Below are 14,220 nucleotides of genomic sequence, written 5' to 3'. Positions count from 1 at the left end.
TCCAGGAGGCGTCCGTGACCGCGTCCGACCGACCCATCGGCTACTGGCTCAAGCATCTGGACAACCTCCTGGAGAGGCACTTCGAGGCCGCCCTCGCGGACCTCGGGCTCGATCGACGGCAGTGGCAGGTGCTGAACACGCTTGCCTCCGGCGGTCTCGGCCGAGCCGCGCTCCAGGACGCCCTCGCCCCTTTCTGGACGGCGGACGGTCCGGGGGCGGCGGAGGTGCTGGCCCGGCTCGCCGTGCGCGGCTGGCTCCTCGACGGCCCTGGCGACGGTCTCGCCCTCACAGAGGCCGGGCGGACCGCGCACACGGACGTCCTGGCCCGGGTGAAGGCCGACCGAGCCGTCGTCGTCACGGGACTCACCGGTGAGCAGTACACGCAGACGCTGCGCGTGCTGTCCGTGATGGCGGGCAACGTCGAGGCGGCGCTCGCCGCCCGCTGAACCGCTGCCCGGGACCGCAGGGCCCCAGCCGTACTTCCGGGGGAGTACGGCTGATGACCTCGCCCGGCGGACGTCGGGCGAGGCCGGCGGCGTCTAGCGTGGCGGGCATGGACGGAGAGCAGGTGGGTGGCGGGCGTGCCGGCCCGGAGCGGCGGCGCCGGCGCTCGCACGGTCTCTCGTCGGGGCTGCGCCCATGGAGGGGACGGGGGGAGTGGCGACGGGCGGGCCGGCCGGACGGCCGGGACGACACGGAGCCTGGTCCCGTCCCCCTGCCGTGGCTTTCGACTGTGCTGGTCGCCGTGGTCGTGCTCGCGGGCTCGGCCTTCGCGGCCCATGCGCAGGAGGGCGAGCGGGCTTCCCTCGACGTCTTCGCGCGCGTGCTGCTGGTGGCCGCCTCGGGGCTCCTGCTGTGGCGCCTGCGGCACCCCGTGGCCGTCGTGTTCGGCACCGCTGCGGCCGCCGCGCTCTATCTCGGCGCGGGCTACCCCTACGGACCGGTCTTCCTGACCGTGGCGGTGGCCTGCTTCGCCGCGGTCGCCTCCGGACACCGCCGGGCCGCCTGGACGGCCCTGGGCATGCTGTGGGCCGTGCATCTGCTGGTCGCGCACTGGTGGTACCGGTGGCTGCCGCCCGCCGGCGACGATCCGGCCCCCTTCGGACAGGAGATCGTCGTCGCCGGTTGGGCCGTGGCGATCGTGGCGCTCGCGGAGCTGGTCCGGAGCCGGCGTGAGCAGTGGGCCCGTGAGCGGGCCGAGCGCGCCCAGGCGGCCCGGCGGCGAGCCGGGGAGGAACGGCTGCGGATCGCGCGTGAACTGCACGACGTCCTCGCGCACAGCCTCTCGGTGATCAACGTGCAGGCGGGCGTGGGTCTCGCGCTCCTCGACTCCGACCCCGAGCAGGCGCGCACCGCGCTCGGCGCCATCAAGTCCGCCAGCAAGGAGGCGCTGGGCGAGGTGCGCCAGGTGCTGGACACCCTGCGCGCGCCGGGGGACGCGCCGCGAACCCCGGCGCCCGGCCTGGACCGGCTGCCCGAACTGGTGGATCAGGCGGCGCGGGCCGGCCTCGTGGTCGACGTGAGTGGACGGCCGCCGCGGCTGTCGCCGCACGCGGACCTCGCCGCCTTCCGCATCGTCCAGGAGGCCCTGACCAACGTCGTACGGCACTCCGGCTCGCGGCACGCGCGCGTGCGGCTCGACGCGAGCGGCACGACGCTGCGGCTGTGGATCGACGACGACGGCCCGGCGACCGGCGCCGACGCGGGCGGCAGCGGCAACGGTCTCGCCGGAATGCGGGAGCGGGCCGCGGCCCTGGGTGGCACGATCGAGGCGGGGCCTCGGCCCGACGGCGGATTCCGGGTGCTGGCCGTGCTGCCCGCGACGTCCGGGGGCGATCGGGGAACGAGGGAGGACCGGTGATCCGCGTACTGCTCGCCGACGACCAGTCGCTGGTCCGGGCGGGATTCAGGGCGCTGCTCGACGCACAGCCCGACATCGAGGTGGCCGGCGAGGCCGCGGACGGGCAGGAGGCGGTGCGCGCGGTGCGGGAACTGCGACCCGACGTCGTCCTGATGGACATCAGGATGCCCGTTCTGGACGGTCTGGCCGCAACCCGTCGGATCACCGGCGACGAGACCCTCGGCCAGGTCAGGGTGGTCATGCTCACCACGTTCGAACTCGACGAGTACGTGTTCGAGGCGATCCGCTCGGGTGCTTCCGGCTTCCTGGTCAAGGACACCGAGCCGGACGAACTGCTGCGCGCGGTGCGGGCGGTGACGGCCGGCGACGCGCTGCTCTCTCCGGGGGTGACGCGCAGACTCATCGCCGAGTTCGCCGCCCGCTCCAAGGCGCCGGCCACGGACGACGCGCTGGGCCGGCTCACCGAGCGGGAGCGGGAGGTGATGGCGCTGGTGGGCATCGGTCTGTCCAACGAGGAGATCGCCCGCCGGCTGGTCGTCAGCCCGCTCACCGCCAAGACGCACGTCAGCCGCACGATGGTGAAGCTGGGCGTCCGGGACCGGGCCCAACTGGTCGTCCTCGCCTACGAGTCGGGGCTGGTGCGGCCGGGCTGGCTGGGCTGAGTGCCCGGCCTGAAGTGGAGCAGCACGGAGACCACCCGGGCCGCGAACAGCACCGGGGCCAGCACGAGGGCCGCCCGCACCAGCCACGTCTCCGCCGGGCCGGGCAGGTCGAACAGCAGCGCCGGGCCCGCGACCGCGCCGAAGACCACGGCCGCCGCGAACACGGCGCTGACGAGCGCGTATCCGATCTCGACGGTGATCGCGTCCCGCTCGGCCTGTGTCCGCCGTCCCCCGTGACCGTCCATACCGTCCATGGGGCCGAGTGTCACAGGCGGACGCCCGGCGTGGCAATCGGCCCCGCCGGGCGTCCCGTTGCGGACGGTGCTGTGCGCGCTCCGGGTCAGTCCCGGGCCCCCACCGGCTCCGCCTCGGTCTCGAACTCCGCCTTCGTCGAAGGGGACTTGACGACGACGACGGAGTTCCGGGCGCGGCGGGTGCGAAGGCCGGGGAGGGTGATGAGCAGACCGGCGGCGGCCACGATCGTCACCACGGCCAGTCCAGGGCGGTAACTGTCGAGGACGGCCTGCGGGGTGGGGTCGGCGGGGGCGCCCGCGGTCACCACCGCCGTCACGACGGCGAGGAAGATCGCTCCGCCCACCTGCACCGAGGTGTTGAGCAGGCCCGACACCATGCCCTGCTCGTGGTCCGGCACGCCGTTGGTGGCCTGGATGTTGAGCGAGGGGAAGACCAGCGCGCAGGCCGCGCCGATCAGCAGCATCGACGGCAGGACGACGGCGGCGTAGACCGGGTGGAGGTCGACGCGCAGGAACAGCGCGTACCCGGCGACCATCAACGCGAAGCCCGCCGCGATCAGCCGTGGGGTGCCGAACCGGTCGACTGTCGAGCCCACCTTGGTCGAGGACACCGCCACCAGCGCGCCGGCAGGCAGGAAGGCGAGCGCCGTGTGCAGCGCCGACCAGCCGAGCAGCGTCTGCATGTACAGCGTGGCCAGGAACTGGAAGCCGACGTAGGAGCCGAAGAAGGCCATCGCCCCGAGCTGGGCGCGGATCTGGCTGCCCGAGCGCAGCACCCCGAGCCGGATCAACGGACCGGCGGAGCGCCGCTCGACGCGGACGAAGACGGTCAGCAGGACGGCGACGGCCAGGAAGGACAGCAGGGTCCGAACGGACGTCCAGCCGGCCTCGGGGGCCTGCACCACGGTGAACACGAGCAGCAGCATCGACGCGGTGCCGAGGACGGCCCCCGGGACGTCGTAGCCGTTGTGGTTCCTCTCCCGCTCGCTGCGCGGCAGGAGCTTCAGGCCGGCCGCCAGCGCGAGAAGCGCGATCGGGGCGGGGAGCAGCATGGTCAGGCGCCAACTGGCCTCGGTGAGCAGGCCGGAGAGGACCAGCCCCATCGAGAAGCCGGTCGCGGCGCAGGTGGTGTAGATGGAGAGGGCGCGGTTGCGCAGCGGGCCCTCCGGGAACGTCGTGGTGATGATCGACAGGCCGGCGGGGGCGGTGAAGGCGGCGCTGAGACCCTTCACGAACCGGCTGGCGATCAGCAGCGGACCCGAGTCGACGAGGCCGCCGAGGAGCGAGGCCAACGCGAAGACGCCGAGCGCGACCAGGAACACCTGGCGGCGGCCCAGCAGGTCGGCCGCGCGACCGCCGAGGAGGAGCAGTCCGCCGTAACCCAGGATGTAGCCGCTGACGATCCATTGCAGGGTCGAGGTGGAGAGTCCGAGGTCGGAGCCGATGGACGGCAGGGCGACGCCGACCATGGACACGTCGAGCGCGTCCAGGAACATCGCGGCGCACAGCACCAGGAGCGTGCCCCAGCGCCGGGCGGTCCAGTGGCCCTCGGGGAGCGGGACCGCAGGGGAGGTGAGCGGAGAGGTCATGCCGAGGACAGTACATGCGTATGCATCGAATGCAAATGCATTTAATTCAGGTGCAACAAAATTCGTGCTCTGCTACGGTGCGCCCCATGGCGGTGGAGCAGGACGGCGCCGAGGCCGAGCAGGCGCTCGTGGAGCAGTGGCGGGACATGCTGGCCCTGCACGCCCGCACCCAGTGCGAACTCGACCGGGCACTGCACCGACACGGCCTGTGCGCCAGCGACTTCGAGGTGCTCGAGGTCCTCGCCGGGTCGGCCGCACGGGACGTCTCGCACGGCTTCCGCGTCCAGGAGATCGCCGAACGGGTCCATCTCAGCCAGAGCGCGCTGTCGCGGCTCATCGCCCGTCTGGAGAAGGACGGTCTCGTCGAGCGCGGCCTGTTCGCGCAGGACCGCAGAGGCGTCCGCGTGGCGCTCACCGGAAAGGGACGCACGCTGCACGGCGACGTACGGCCGGTGCAGCGCGCGGTGCTGACCAGAATGCTGTCGGACTGACAGTCGCCCGTCGTGGTCGCGCTCGGCGTGCGGGGGCACCATGGGGGGATGCGCATGAGCGGTGATCCACTGCGGGCCCTGGCCGCTGCGGCGATGGCGGCGGGCCTCGCGGCGGCCTGCCACGGGACGTCGGGCACGGGGGCGGCGGACACGGGAGCCGGGGTGACCGCGACGCCGACGAGGTCCGTCGCCGAAGCCTCGCCGAATCGGTCCCCCGCCCCGACCGGGGCCCCGACCCCGTCCTCGTCCTCGGACCCCCGCTTCGACGGGGAGATCCGCCTGGCCGACGGCCGGCGCGTGGGCATGTCCTACGCGGCCGGACGCGGACTCGTGGAGCGGCACCGGGACGCCGGCTCGGGCGCCTGGAGCACGCCCCGCCTGGTGTACGCGACCGCGGCGGACCGCTGCCACAGCCTGACGCTCAAGGCGTTCGGGAACACGGTCGCCGTGATCGCGGACTGGGGCGACTACTGCTATGACGGCGAACCGCCCACCGAGTCGATCGCCGCGGTCGGCACGGCGGATCTCGGACGCTGGGACGCCGAGCTCACCGAGGACTTCGACGGCTGGACGAAGGTCGCCGCGCAGGGCGACGGCGGCGCGGGGCGCCTGCGCTTCACCAGGAACTCCACCGAGACGCTGACCCGGCTGGACTGGACCGCGACGGAAGGCTTCGCACAGGTGGAGGAGATTCCGCGCTGATCCGCACACGGCCCCGGAGCCGGGTCGACGCGGTCGCTAGGCTTCCGCACGCATCCGTCATCAGCGCAGTGCCTCGGGGGAGCCGACATCATGAACGCCTGGAACCAGACCGGCGGACAGCCGCCGCACGACCCGTACCACCCTCCCCACGGCCCCTACGGGCCGCAGCCGTTGCCGCAGCCGTTTCCGCAACCGATGCCCCGCGTGGGCCTGTTCCGGCGATGGTGGGGGGCCGTCGGGCCGATCGCGGTGGGCCGTACGGTGTTCCGGCCGTCTCGGCCCGGCCGGATCGACGATCCGGCGGTCACCCGCATGCAGCGGATCCGTACCGCCGTCGGACTGGCCGCCCTGGTGTGGGTGATGATCTCCTACAAACTCGTCGCGTCCGTCGGGGACTTCGCCGACGACCGGGTGGATCAGACCTGGAACGACGTCCTCGTCCTCGCGGTGACGCTCCCCCTGGTCGTCGGCGCACTGATCGGCGCGGCGCGCCCGCCGGCCCGTCGCGAGCTGCTGCGCCGGGCGGCCAAGCCGTTCGGCTCGATCGTGGCGATCATCGCCGCAGTCGCCCTGTTTCCTGCGGCCGTGCTGACCGGCCTCCTCGACGGCCGTTTCGCAACCGGTCCCGCAACGACCGTGATCACCGTCGTCGTCGCGCTGTTCCTGATCCTGTGGGTTCTGCCGTTCGTCGTCTACGGCGTCGGGATGTCCCTCGTGCACGTGTTCCGCACCGCGGACATCCACGAGACGGTCCCGCCGCTGCTGGCGATGGTGCTGGTGTGGGAGTCGACGGTGATCGACGTGTTCACCGGCGCGTACGAGGGCGTTCCGGGGCCGGTGCGGATCCTGCTCCTGCTGGGCGCACCGCTGTCGGTCAGCGCGGTCGCCCTCTGGGAACTGCGCCGGCTCCGCGTCGGCTACGGCCTCACCGTGCGCGCCGCGCTCATGCGCTGACACCCCGCCGCGCGTTCGGCGGGGAGCATTGCGCACCACGGCCCGCGCAGCCCGAGAAGGTGTCCTAAAGTGGCTTCCGCCAGTTCAGGAGCTCTTTCGGAACCTGTGAGGAACACGCGAACCATGTCGACCGAAACGTTTGAGTTCCAGGTAGAGGCCCGTCAGTTGCTGCAGCTGATGATCCACTCGGTCTACTCGAACAAGGACGTCTTTCTGCGCGAGCTCGTCTCCAACGCCTCCGACGCGCTGGACAAGCTGCGCCTCGCCGCGCTGCGCGAGGACGCGCCCGACGCCGACGTCTCCGACCTGCACATCGAGATCGAGACCGACCCCGAGGCCCGTACCCTCACCGTGCGGGACAACGGCATCGGGATGTCGTACGACGAGGTCGGGCGGCTGATCGGCACGATCGCCAACTCGGGCACGGCCCAGTTCGTCAGGGAACTGCGCGAGGCGCAGGACGCGGGCAACGCCGAGGGGCTGATCGGACAGTTCGGCGTCGGTTTCTACTCCGGTTTCATGGTGGCGGACGAGATGACCCTGGTCACCCGGCGGGCAGGGGAGGCCCACGGCACCCGCTGGTCGTCGCGCGGCGAGGGGACGTACACCCTGGAGGCCGTCGACGACGCCCCGCAGGGCACCTCCGTCACCCTCCACCTGAAGCCTGCCGACGACGAGGACAAGCTGCACGACTACACCTCGGAGTGGACGATCCGGGAGATCGTCAAGCGCTACTCGGACTTCATCACCTGGCCGATCCGGATGACCCCGAAGAAGGGCGAAGGCGACGACGCGGCGCCCGCTCCCGAGACGCTGAACTCGATGAAGGCCCTGTGGGCGCGTTCGCGCGACGAGGTGTCCGACGACGAATACCACGAGCTGTACAAGCACATCAGCCACGACTGGCGCGAGCCGCTGGAGACCGTCCGGCTGCAGGCGGAGGGCACCTTCGAGTACCAGGCGCTGCTGTTCGTGCCCTCGCACGCCCCGCACGACCTGTATAACCAGGGCTACAAGCGCGGTGTGCAGCTGTATGTGAAGCGCGTCTTCATCATGGACGACTGCGAGGCGCTGCTGCCGCCGTACCTGCGCTTCGTCAAGGGCGTGGTCGACGCCGCCGACCTCTCGCTGAACGTCTCCCGCGAGATTCTGCAGCAGGACCGGCACATCCGGATGATGCAGCGGCGGCTCACCAAGAAGGTCGTGTCCACGGTCAAGGACATGATGACCGCGGCGCCCGACCGCTACGCCACGTTCTGGCGGGAGTTCGGCGCCGTCCTCAAGGAAGGGCTGCTGTCCGACGCCGACAACCGCGACGCGCTTCTCGCGGTCTCCTCCTTCGCCACCACGCACAGCGAGGACGAGCCGACCACCCTGCGCGGCTACGTCGAGCGGATGAAGGAGGGCCAGGACGCCGTCTACTACCTGACCGGCGAGTCCCGGCAGAGCATCGAGAACTCCCCGCACATGGAGGCGTTCCGGGCGAAGGGCGTGGAGGTCCTGCTGCTCACCGACCCGGTGGACGAGGTGTGGGCCGACGTGGTGGGCGAGTTCGACGGCAAGCCGCTGCGGTCGGTCGCCAAGGGCGAGGTCGACCTCGACGGGGAGAGCGGCGAACAGGCGGACGGCGAGCGGGAGAAGCAGAGCGAGGAGTACGCCGCGCTGCTCTCCTGGATGAACGAGCACCTGGACGAGGACGTCAAGGAGGTGCGGCTGTCCTCCCGGCTCACGGTGTCGCCGGCCTGCATCGTCTCCGACGCGAACGATCTCACCCCGGCGCTGGAGAACATGTACCGGGCGATGGGGCAGGAGGTGCCGCGGGCCCGGCGGATCCTCGAGCTCAACCCCGAGCACCGGCTCGTCAGGGGACTGAACAAGGCCTACCAGGAGCGCGAGGACCGCTCCGGTCTCGCGGAGACTGCGGAGTTGCTGCACGGCCTTGCCGTGCTCGCCGAGGGCGGGCGGCCGAAGGAGCCGGGCCGGTTCGTGAAGCTGGTGGCGGACAGCCTGGAGCGCGCGCTGTAACGGGCGGGAAAGGGGTTCCGGGCAGGGTTTCCCTGCCCGGATCTTTCACACGCCGCACACCGAACATGCCAGTTGCTTGAGTAAATCAAGCGGGCCTAGGATGCTGCGCAGTCGTGCAGCACCGCACCCCCCACGGAGGCCCGGCCCATGTCCCCTGCGCAGACCCGATCCGGCCGGATCGAGGAGGGGGCCGCGGCGCCCCGGGTCGGTGTCGCCCTGGCGGTGCCGGCCTTCGTCGCCGTGGCCGGCGTGATCCTGGTCCGGATGACCGGCGACCTCGGCGGCGGCGCACTGCCCACGGGCGGCAGGTTCGACATGGTCATGGCGGCGGGAGCCGGAGCCGCGATCCTCGCCCTGGCCGTCGCAGCGTTCCTTCCGGGGCGGCGCACCGCGACCACTGCAGCGCCGGCCGCATCGTGTTCCGACGAGCCGATCGCACCCTCTTGCGTCGAACCGGCCCGGACGGCGCCGGTGCGGACCGCACCGGCCCGCGTCGAACCGGCCCGCGTCGAACCGGCCTCGATCGAACCGAGCGGCGAGCAGCCGGGCGTCGGCACGGCCGGGGAGGCGCGGGCGGCGGGCGCGGCCGTGGCGGTGCCGCTGGCCCGCGCCGTCGCGGAGCTCGTCGCCACGGTTCCCGGACTGGACGACGGCGGACCGGCCGCAGGCGGCCGAGCGGTGCGCGGGCGGGTGCGGGGCGCCGAGGGCCTGCCGGTGGCCGGTGCCGCCGTCACGCTGATCTCGCTGGGCGGGCGCCAGGTGGGCCGCGCAGTCTGCGGCCTCGACGGTTCCTACGAACTGACGCCCGGGACAGGGGCCTACGTGCTCATCGCCTCGGCCGACGGCCACCAGCCGCAGGCCGCGACCGTCGTGGTCGGGGCGGCGTCCGTCCAGCACGACGTGCTGCTCAGCAGCTCCACCGGTCTGGTCGGCGCGGTCCGCTCCACGGGCGACGGAGCGCCGCTGGCGGGGGCGGTGGTCGTCGTCATGGACGTGCACGGCGATGTGCTGGCCACCTCACGGACCGACGGCAAGGGTGAGTTCACCGTCGCCGACCTGGTGCCGGGGGACGTCGTCCTCGCGGTCAGCTCTCCGGGGCGTCGGCCGCTGGCACAGCCCGTCGAGATCGGCGTCGCCGGCGCCACCCGGGTCGACGTCGAGCTGCGGCCCGGCACGCAGGTGCGGGGCACGGTACGCGCCGCGGGCGCTCCGGCGTGCGATGCCCGGGTGACCCTCGTGGACGCCGCGGGCAACGTCGTGGCGACCGCCACGACCGGCGGCGACGGGACGTACGCCTTCACCGACCTGGACGAGGGCCCGTACACGGTCATCGCGTCGGGCTACCCGCCCCGGGCCGACGACGTCAGCCTCGGCGGCGCCGACGTGAGCGACCACGACATCGAACTCGCCCACACGACCTAGCCGCGGCGGCCTCGGGTCGTCGGCGGGACTCACCCTCGCCTGACTGCTTTCAGCACCACGAACTTCCGGTCCCCGGCGACCAGTTCACTGTTGCCGAACAGCCGCCGGAGCTTGACGTGGTAGCCCAGGTGCCGGTTGCCGACCACCCACAGCTCGCCGCCCGGCCGCAGCGCGCGCCGGGCCCCCGTGAACATGCGCCACGCCGTCGCGTCGGTGGTGGCCTGGTGGGAGTGGAACGGCGGGTTGTTGAGCACGACGTCCACACTGGCGTCGGCGACGCCGGCCAGCCCGTCCCCGACCCGGAACTCGGCGTGCCCCGGCACCCCGTTCGCCCGGTAGGTGGCCTCCGCCGACGCCACCGCCTGGAACGACTCGTCGGTGAACAGCACCTCCGCCCGCGGATCGGCCAGCGCCACCGCCGTGCCGACGATCCCGTTGCCGCACCCCAGGTCGACGACCCGGCGGTCGCCCCCGGTGCTCGGCAGATGCCGGAGGAAGAACCGGGTGCCGACGTCGAGGCGGTCGGCGCAGAACACCCCCGCGTGGTTGACGACCGGACGGCCGGACAGCGGGGAGCCGAGGTCGCCGGGCAGGTCGTACACGTACGGCCACGGGCTGGCGGGCCGCTTCAGCGACGGGTCGGGGGTGCAGAAGACCAGCCGGGCCTTCTGCTCGGCGAGGGAGGTCCGGGTCGGCCCGAGGATCCGCTCGAACAGCTTCAGCGTCGAGGTGTGGATCTCCTTCACCATGCCCGCGCCGACGACGACCGTGCCCGCGTGGACGGCGGGCGCCAGCCGCAGCAACTGGTCCTCCAGCAGCGCGAGGCTCTTCGGGACGCGCACCAGCAGCACGTCGATCCGCTCCGGCGCCGGGTCCTGGGTGGTGAGCAGCCGCACGGATCCGGTCTCGACGCCGGCCCGCGCCAGATTGGCCCGGGTCGCCTCCTGCCCGAGCCAGGAGTCGGTGATCTGCGTCGGCCGGTGCGCCGCCAACGCCGTCACCAGCGCACCCCAGCGGTCGCCCAGCACCACCACCGTGCCGCTCAGCGGGACGTCCTGCGCCGCGAGGTGTCTGAGCAGGTAGGCGTCGGAAGCGTCCCAGGCGCGCAGCTGATCGCGCGGGTCCTCGGGGTGGCGGGCCAGCTCGACCTCGCCCCACGGCGTCGTCATACGGTCGTTCATCGTGGTCAGGCTAACCGAGCCGCAGTTCAGACGCGGTGTCACCGCCGGGCGGCGGCAGCACGGCGATGCGGGAGGATGGGTTCATGGACACGGAGCTGTTCCCCCGTGGGCGTGCCGAGGTCGCGCCGGGAGCGGTGCACCTGCCCGACTGGCTGGACGCGGCCCGCCAGCTCGAGCTGCTCGGGTCGTGCCGGGACTGGGCCCGTCCGCCGGCCGGTCTGCGCACGGTCCGCACGCCCGGCGGCGGCACGATGACCGCCCGCCAGGTCTGTCTGGGCTGGCACTGGCGCCCGTACGCCTATGCCCGCACCGTCACCGACGGCGACGGCACGCCCGTCAAGCCGTTCCCCGGCTGGCTGGACGAGCTGGGCCGGCGCGCGGTGGCCGACGCGCTCGGACCGCAGGAGTCCCGCGCGGCCGCGTACGACATCGCGCTGATCAACTTCTATGACGGCGACGCCCGGATGGGCATGCACCGGGACGCCGACGAGAAGTCCGACGCGCCCGTGGTCTCCCTCAGCCTCGGGGACTCCTGCGTCTTCCGTTTCGGCAACCCGCGGACCCGGACACGGCCCTACACCGACGTCGAGCTGCGCAGCGGCGACCTCTTCGTGTTCGGCGGCGCCTCCCGGCTCGCGTACCACGGGGTGCCACGCGTGCTGCCGGGGACGGCTCCGCCCGCGCTGGGCCTGACGGGACGGCTGAACATCACCCTGCGGGTGAGCGGCTTCCCCGACGCCGGCTGAGCAACGGATCATGGGAGACTCGCCCTCATGAGCGGCAAGGCGGACCCCCGGCCGGCGGGGGAAAGGACCACCTCGAGGGCGCGGCTGGACCGGGGGCGTGGTGCGCTCGGGCCCGCGCTGGAGCTCGTGCACACCGGGCGGGCGCCCACCCGCGCGGTGCTCACGGCCGAGCTCGGGGTCACCCGCGCAACGGCCGGCGCGGTCGCCGCCGAGCTCGTCGCGCTGGGCCTGATCCGGGTGGACGCTCGGCCAGGCGCCGCCGCCGGTTCGCAGGGCCGCCCCTCCCACCGGCTCGAAGTCGCGCAGGACGGCCCCGTCGTCCTGGCGGCACAGGTGCACGCCGACGGTTTCCGGGCCGCGCTGGTCGGTCTCGGAGGCCGGATCGTCGCCACCACGCCCAGCTGTGAGGCCGTCGACGCCGACCCCGCGAAGGTGCTCGGGGCGGCCGTGGACGCGGGCGCGGAGCTGCTGCGGCGGACCGGCCGGCGCTGCGTGGGCGCCGGGCTCGCCGTGCCCTCCGCGATCACGGAACCCGAAGGGCTGGCGCTCAACCCCCTGCATCTGGCCTGGCCCGCGGGCGCGCCCGTGCGGGAGATCTTCGCCGAGCGGACCCGCGCCGCCGGAGTCACCGGACCGGCGTTCGCGGCCAACGACGTCAACCTGGCCGCCCTGGCCGAACACCGCCACGGGGCCGGACGCGGCGCCCGCGACCTGCTGTGCGTGGCCACCGGGCACCGGGGCGTCGGCGGCGCACTCGTGCTGGACGGCCGTCTGCACACCGGCAGTTCGGGACTGGCCCTCGAGGTCGGACACCTCACCGTCAACCCCGAGGGACGGGCCTGCTACTGCGGCAGCCGCGGCTGTCTCGACGTGGAGGCCGATCCGCTCGCCCTGCTGAACACCGCCGGCCGGCAGCCCGGTCCCGAGGGCTCCCTGCTCCAGCAGGCCAACGAACTGATCCGCGAGGAGTACGGCGACCCGGTCGTCCGGATGGCCGTCGGCGCCCTGATCGACCGGCTCGGCCTCGGCCTGGCGGGTCTGGTGAACATCCTCAACCCCGACCGCATCATCCTCGGCGGACTGCACCGCACCCTTCTCGCCGCCGACCCCGACCGGCTCCGGGCGGTCGTCACCGAGCGCAGCCTCTGGGGACACAACGGCGGGGTGCCGGTCCTCGCCTGCTCCCTCGACCACAACAGCCTGGTGGGTGCGGCCGAGCTTGCCTGGCAGCCGGTCCTGGACGACCCGCTCGGCGCGCTCACCGCGGCATGAGACGCGCCGCGTCCGCCCTCTCGGCGGCCTCGGGGCAGGCGCCGACCCGGTCCTGGTCGACGCGCCCATGACGGTCGGTCAGCCGTCGGCCGAAAGGCCGCACCCCGGTGGCCGCCGTGCCATGCGAATGGCGCCGGTGGCCCACATGCGGACGTAGGTTGACGGCATGACAGACCATCTGACCGTCAGCGTCCTGGGCACCGGCATCATGGGCGCCGCTATGGCCCGCAGCATCGCCCGGGCCGGCCACACCGTCCGCGTCTGGAACCGCACCCGCGCCAAGGCGGAGCCGCTGGCCGCGGACCGCGTCCACGTCGCGGCGGCGCCCGCGGAGGCCGTCGAGGGCGCGGACGTCGTGCTGACCATGCTCTACGACGGACCCGCCACCCTGGAGGTGATGCGCGAGGCCGCTCCGGCCCTGCGCGCCGGGACGGCCTGGGTGCAGTCGACGACCGCGGGGATCGAGGCCGTGGCCGACCTGGCGGCCTTCGCCCACGCACACGGTCTCGCGTTCTTCGACGCCCCCGTCCTGGGCACCCGTCAGCCGGCCGAGGCCGGGCAGCTGACCGTCCTCGCGGCCGGTCCCTCGGCGAGCCGGGCCGCGGTCGCCCCCGTCTTCGACGCCGTGGGGGCCCGGACCGTGTGGACCGGCGAGGACGGCGGCGCGGGCACCGCCACGCGGCTCAAGCTGGTGGCCAACAGCTGGGTGATCGCGGCCACCGCCGCCACCGGGGAGGTGCTCGCGCTGGCGCAGTCCCTGGGCGTCGACCCGGAGGCGTTCTTCGCACTGATCGAGGGCGGCCCGCTCGACATGGGGTACCTGAAGGCGAAGGCGGCCCTGATTCTCGACGAACGGCTCACGCCGGCCCAGTTCGCGGTGGCGACGGCCGCCAAGGACGCCCGGCTGATCGTGGAGGCCGGGCGGGGGAACGGCGTCCGCCTGGACGTGGCGGCCGCGAGCGCCGAGCGTCTGGAGCGGGCCGCCGCGCAGGGCCACGGCGACGAGGACATGGCCGCCGCCTACTTCGCCAGCTTCGACAGCACCGACTGAGAAAGCCCGG

Annotated in this window: 14 protein-coding genes; 11 read left to right on the top strand and 3 right to left on the bottom strand. The window is 73.2% G+C overall.

Translation table 11 applies throughout. The features are described 5' to 3' along the window. Positions 1 to 14: 14 nt before the first annotated feature. The 3 genes from ACH4ZA_RS26315 (at position 15) to ACH4ZA_RS26305 (ending at position 2,523) form a co-directional block, all read left to right on the top strand. Positions 15 to 446 carry a MarR family winged helix-turn-helix transcriptional regulator gene (locus ACH4ZA_RS26315; RefSeq protein ID WP_398431931.1) on the top strand — a complete coding sequence of 144 codons (432 nt, stop codon included), beginning with the start codon at positions 15 to 17 and terminating at the stop codon, positions 444 to 446. 107 nt (positions 447 to 553) lie between these two features. Then, complete coding sequence (locus tag ACH4ZA_RS26310) at positions 554 to 1,861, top strand: sensor histidine kinase (protein WP_398431930.1); 1,308 nt, start codon at positions 554 to 556, stop codon at positions 1,859 to 1,861. Then, a complete protein-coding gene (locus ACH4ZA_RS26305; protein ID WP_398431929.1) occupies positions 1,858 to 2,523 on the top strand; it encodes a response regulator in 666 nt (221 codons plus the stop codon). The genes ACH4ZA_RS26310 and ACH4ZA_RS26305 overlap by 4 nt, the downstream gene beginning before the upstream one ends. On the opposite strand, the gene ACH4ZA_RS26300 is transcribed toward ACH4ZA_RS26305, so the two are convergent. Both ACH4ZA_RS26300 and ACH4ZA_RS26295 read right to left on the bottom strand, forming a co-directional pair. Further along, positions 2,484 to 2,768 carry a DUF6332 family protein gene (locus ACH4ZA_RS26300; RefSeq protein ID WP_398432031.1) on the bottom strand — a complete coding sequence of 95 codons (285 nt, stop codon included), beginning with the start codon at positions 2,766 to 2,768 and terminating at the stop codon, positions 2,484 to 2,486. The genes ACH4ZA_RS26305 and ACH4ZA_RS26300 overlap by 40 nt on opposite strands. A 95-nt stretch (positions 2,769 to 2,863) precedes the next feature. Then, positions 2,864 to 4,366 carry an MFS transporter gene (locus ACH4ZA_RS26295; protein ID WP_398431928.1) on the bottom strand — a complete coding sequence of 501 codons (1,503 nt, stop codon included), beginning with the start codon at positions 4,364 to 4,366 and terminating at the stop codon, positions 2,864 to 2,866. Between the two features lie 86 nt (positions 4,367 to 4,452). Here ACH4ZA_RS26295 and ACH4ZA_RS26290 point away from each other — a divergent pair, with 86 nt between their 5' ends. The 5 genes from ACH4ZA_RS26290 to ACH4ZA_RS26270 all read left to right on the top strand — a co-directional run bounded on the left by ACH4ZA_RS26290 (position 4,453) and on the right by ACH4ZA_RS26270 (position 9,960). After that, positions 4,453 to 4,857, top strand: a complete 405-nt coding sequence (locus ACH4ZA_RS26290) for a MarR family winged helix-turn-helix transcriptional regulator (protein ID WP_398431927.1) — start codon at positions 4,453 to 4,455, stop codon at positions 4,855 to 4,857. 54 nt (positions 4,858 to 4,911) lie between these two features. Next, the gene (locus tag ACH4ZA_RS26285; RefSeq protein WP_398431926.1) at positions 4,912 to 5,559 is read left to right on the top strand and encodes a hypothetical protein; all 648 of its coding nucleotides are present in this window, start codon (positions 4,912 to 4,914) and stop codon (positions 5,557 to 5,559) included. A 90-nt stretch (positions 5,560 to 5,649) separates the two neighbouring features. Then, positions 5,650 to 6,513 carry a hypothetical protein gene (locus tag ACH4ZA_RS26280; RefSeq protein ID WP_398431925.1) on the top strand — a complete coding sequence of 288 codons (864 nt, stop codon included), beginning with the start codon at positions 5,650 to 5,652 and terminating at the stop codon, positions 6,511 to 6,513. Between the two features lie 123 nt (positions 6,514 to 6,636). After that, positions 6,637 to 8,538 carry a molecular chaperone HtpG gene (htpG, locus tag ACH4ZA_RS26275; protein WP_398431924.1) on the top strand — a complete coding sequence of 634 codons (1,902 nt, stop codon included), beginning with the start codon at positions 6,637 to 6,639 and terminating at the stop codon, positions 8,536 to 8,538. Between the two features lie 147 nt (positions 8,539 to 8,685). Next, entirely contained in the window at positions 8,686 to 9,960 is a 1,275-nt protein-coding gene (locus tag ACH4ZA_RS26270; protein ID WP_398431923.1) for a collagen binding domain-containing protein, read from the top strand. Positions 9,961 to 9,989: 29 nt separating this feature from the next. On the opposite strand, the gene ACH4ZA_RS26265 is transcribed toward ACH4ZA_RS26270, so the two are convergent. Beyond that, positions 9,990 to 11,141, bottom strand: coding sequence for a methyltransferase (locus ACH4ZA_RS26265; protein ID WP_398431922.1), 1,152 nt, complete (start codon positions 11,139 to 11,141; stop codon positions 9,990 to 9,992). Between the two features lie 83 nt (positions 11,142 to 11,224). Here ACH4ZA_RS26265 and ACH4ZA_RS26260 point away from each other — a divergent pair, with 83 nt between their 5' ends. From ACH4ZA_RS26260 to ACH4ZA_RS26250, 3 genes are all read left to right on the top strand, one after another. Beyond that, positions 11,225 to 11,887, top strand: coding sequence for an alpha-ketoglutarate-dependent dioxygenase AlkB family protein (locus ACH4ZA_RS26260; protein ID WP_398431921.1), 663 nt, complete (start codon positions 11,225 to 11,227; stop codon positions 11,885 to 11,887). Positions 11,888 to 11,914: 27 nt separating this feature from the next. Continuing rightward, a complete protein-coding gene (locus ACH4ZA_RS26255) occupies positions 11,915 to 13,159 on the top strand; it encodes an ROK family protein (RefSeq protein WP_398431920.1) in 1,245 nt (414 codons plus the stop codon). Positions 13,160 to 13,325: 166 nt separating this feature from the next. Next, positions 13,326 to 14,210 (top strand): NAD(P)-dependent oxidoreductase, encoded by an 885-nt coding sequence (locus ACH4ZA_RS26250; RefSeq protein ID WP_398431919.1) that lies wholly within the window; start codon positions 13,326 to 13,328, stop codon positions 14,208 to 14,210. Positions 14,211 to 14,220: the final 10 nt, after the last annotated feature.

Source organism: Streptomyces sp. NPDC020597 (assembly GCF_044335095.1).
Lineage (GTDB): Bacteria > Actinomycetota > Actinomycetes > Streptomycetales > Streptomycetaceae > Streptomyces.
The sequence above is the reverse complement of the archived record's forward strand: the minus strand, read 5'-3'. Positions and strand labels throughout refer to the sequence as shown.

Bases quoted from the DNA above. Each gene is read 5' to 3' on its own strand.
- ACH4ZA_RS26310 (WP_398431930.1), top strand. From the start codon at position 554: ATGGACGGAGAGCAGGTGGGTGGCGGGCGTGCCGGCCCGGAGCGGCGG.
- ACH4ZA_RS26255 (WP_398431920.1), top strand. From the start codon at position 11,915: ATGAGCGGCAAGGCGGACCCCCGGCCGGCGGGGGAAAGGACCACCTCG.
- ACH4ZA_RS26300 (WP_398432031.1), bottom strand. From the start codon at position 2,768: ATGGACGGTCACGGGGGACGGCGGACACAGGCCGAGCGGGACGCGATC.
- ACH4ZA_RS26265 (WP_398431922.1), bottom strand. From the start codon at position 11,141: ATGAACGACCGTATGACGACGCCGTGGGGCGAGGTCGAGCTGGCCCGC.
- ACH4ZA_RS26270 (WP_398431923.1), top strand. From the start codon at position 8,686: ATGTCCCCTGCGCAGACCCGATCCGGCCGGATCGAGGAGGGGGCCGCG.
- ACH4ZA_RS26295 (WP_398431928.1), bottom strand. From the start codon at position 4,366: ATGACCTCTCCGCTCACCTCCCCTGCGGTCCCGCTCCCCGAGGGCCAC.
- ACH4ZA_RS26290 (WP_398431927.1), top strand. From the start codon at position 4,453: ATGGCGGTGGAGCAGGACGGCGCCGAGGCCGAGCAGGCGCTCGTGGAG.
- ACH4ZA_RS26260 (WP_398431921.1), top strand. From the start codon at position 11,225: ATGGACACGGAGCTGTTCCCCCGTGGGCGTGCCGAGGTCGCGCCGGGA.
- ACH4ZA_RS26285 (WP_398431926.1), top strand. From the start codon at position 4,912: ATGAGCGGTGATCCACTGCGGGCCCTGGCCGCTGCGGCGATGGCGGCG.
- htpG (WP_398431924.1), top strand. From the start codon at position 6,637: ATGTCGACCGAAACGTTTGAGTTCCAGGTAGAGGCCCGTCAGTTGCTG.
- ACH4ZA_RS26250 (WP_398431919.1), top strand. From the start codon at position 13,326: ATGACAGACCATCTGACCGTCAGCGTCCTGGGCACCGGCATCATGGGC.
- ACH4ZA_RS26280 (WP_398431925.1), top strand. From the start codon at position 5,650: ATGAACGCCTGGAACCAGACCGGCGGACAGCCGCCGCACGACCCGTAC.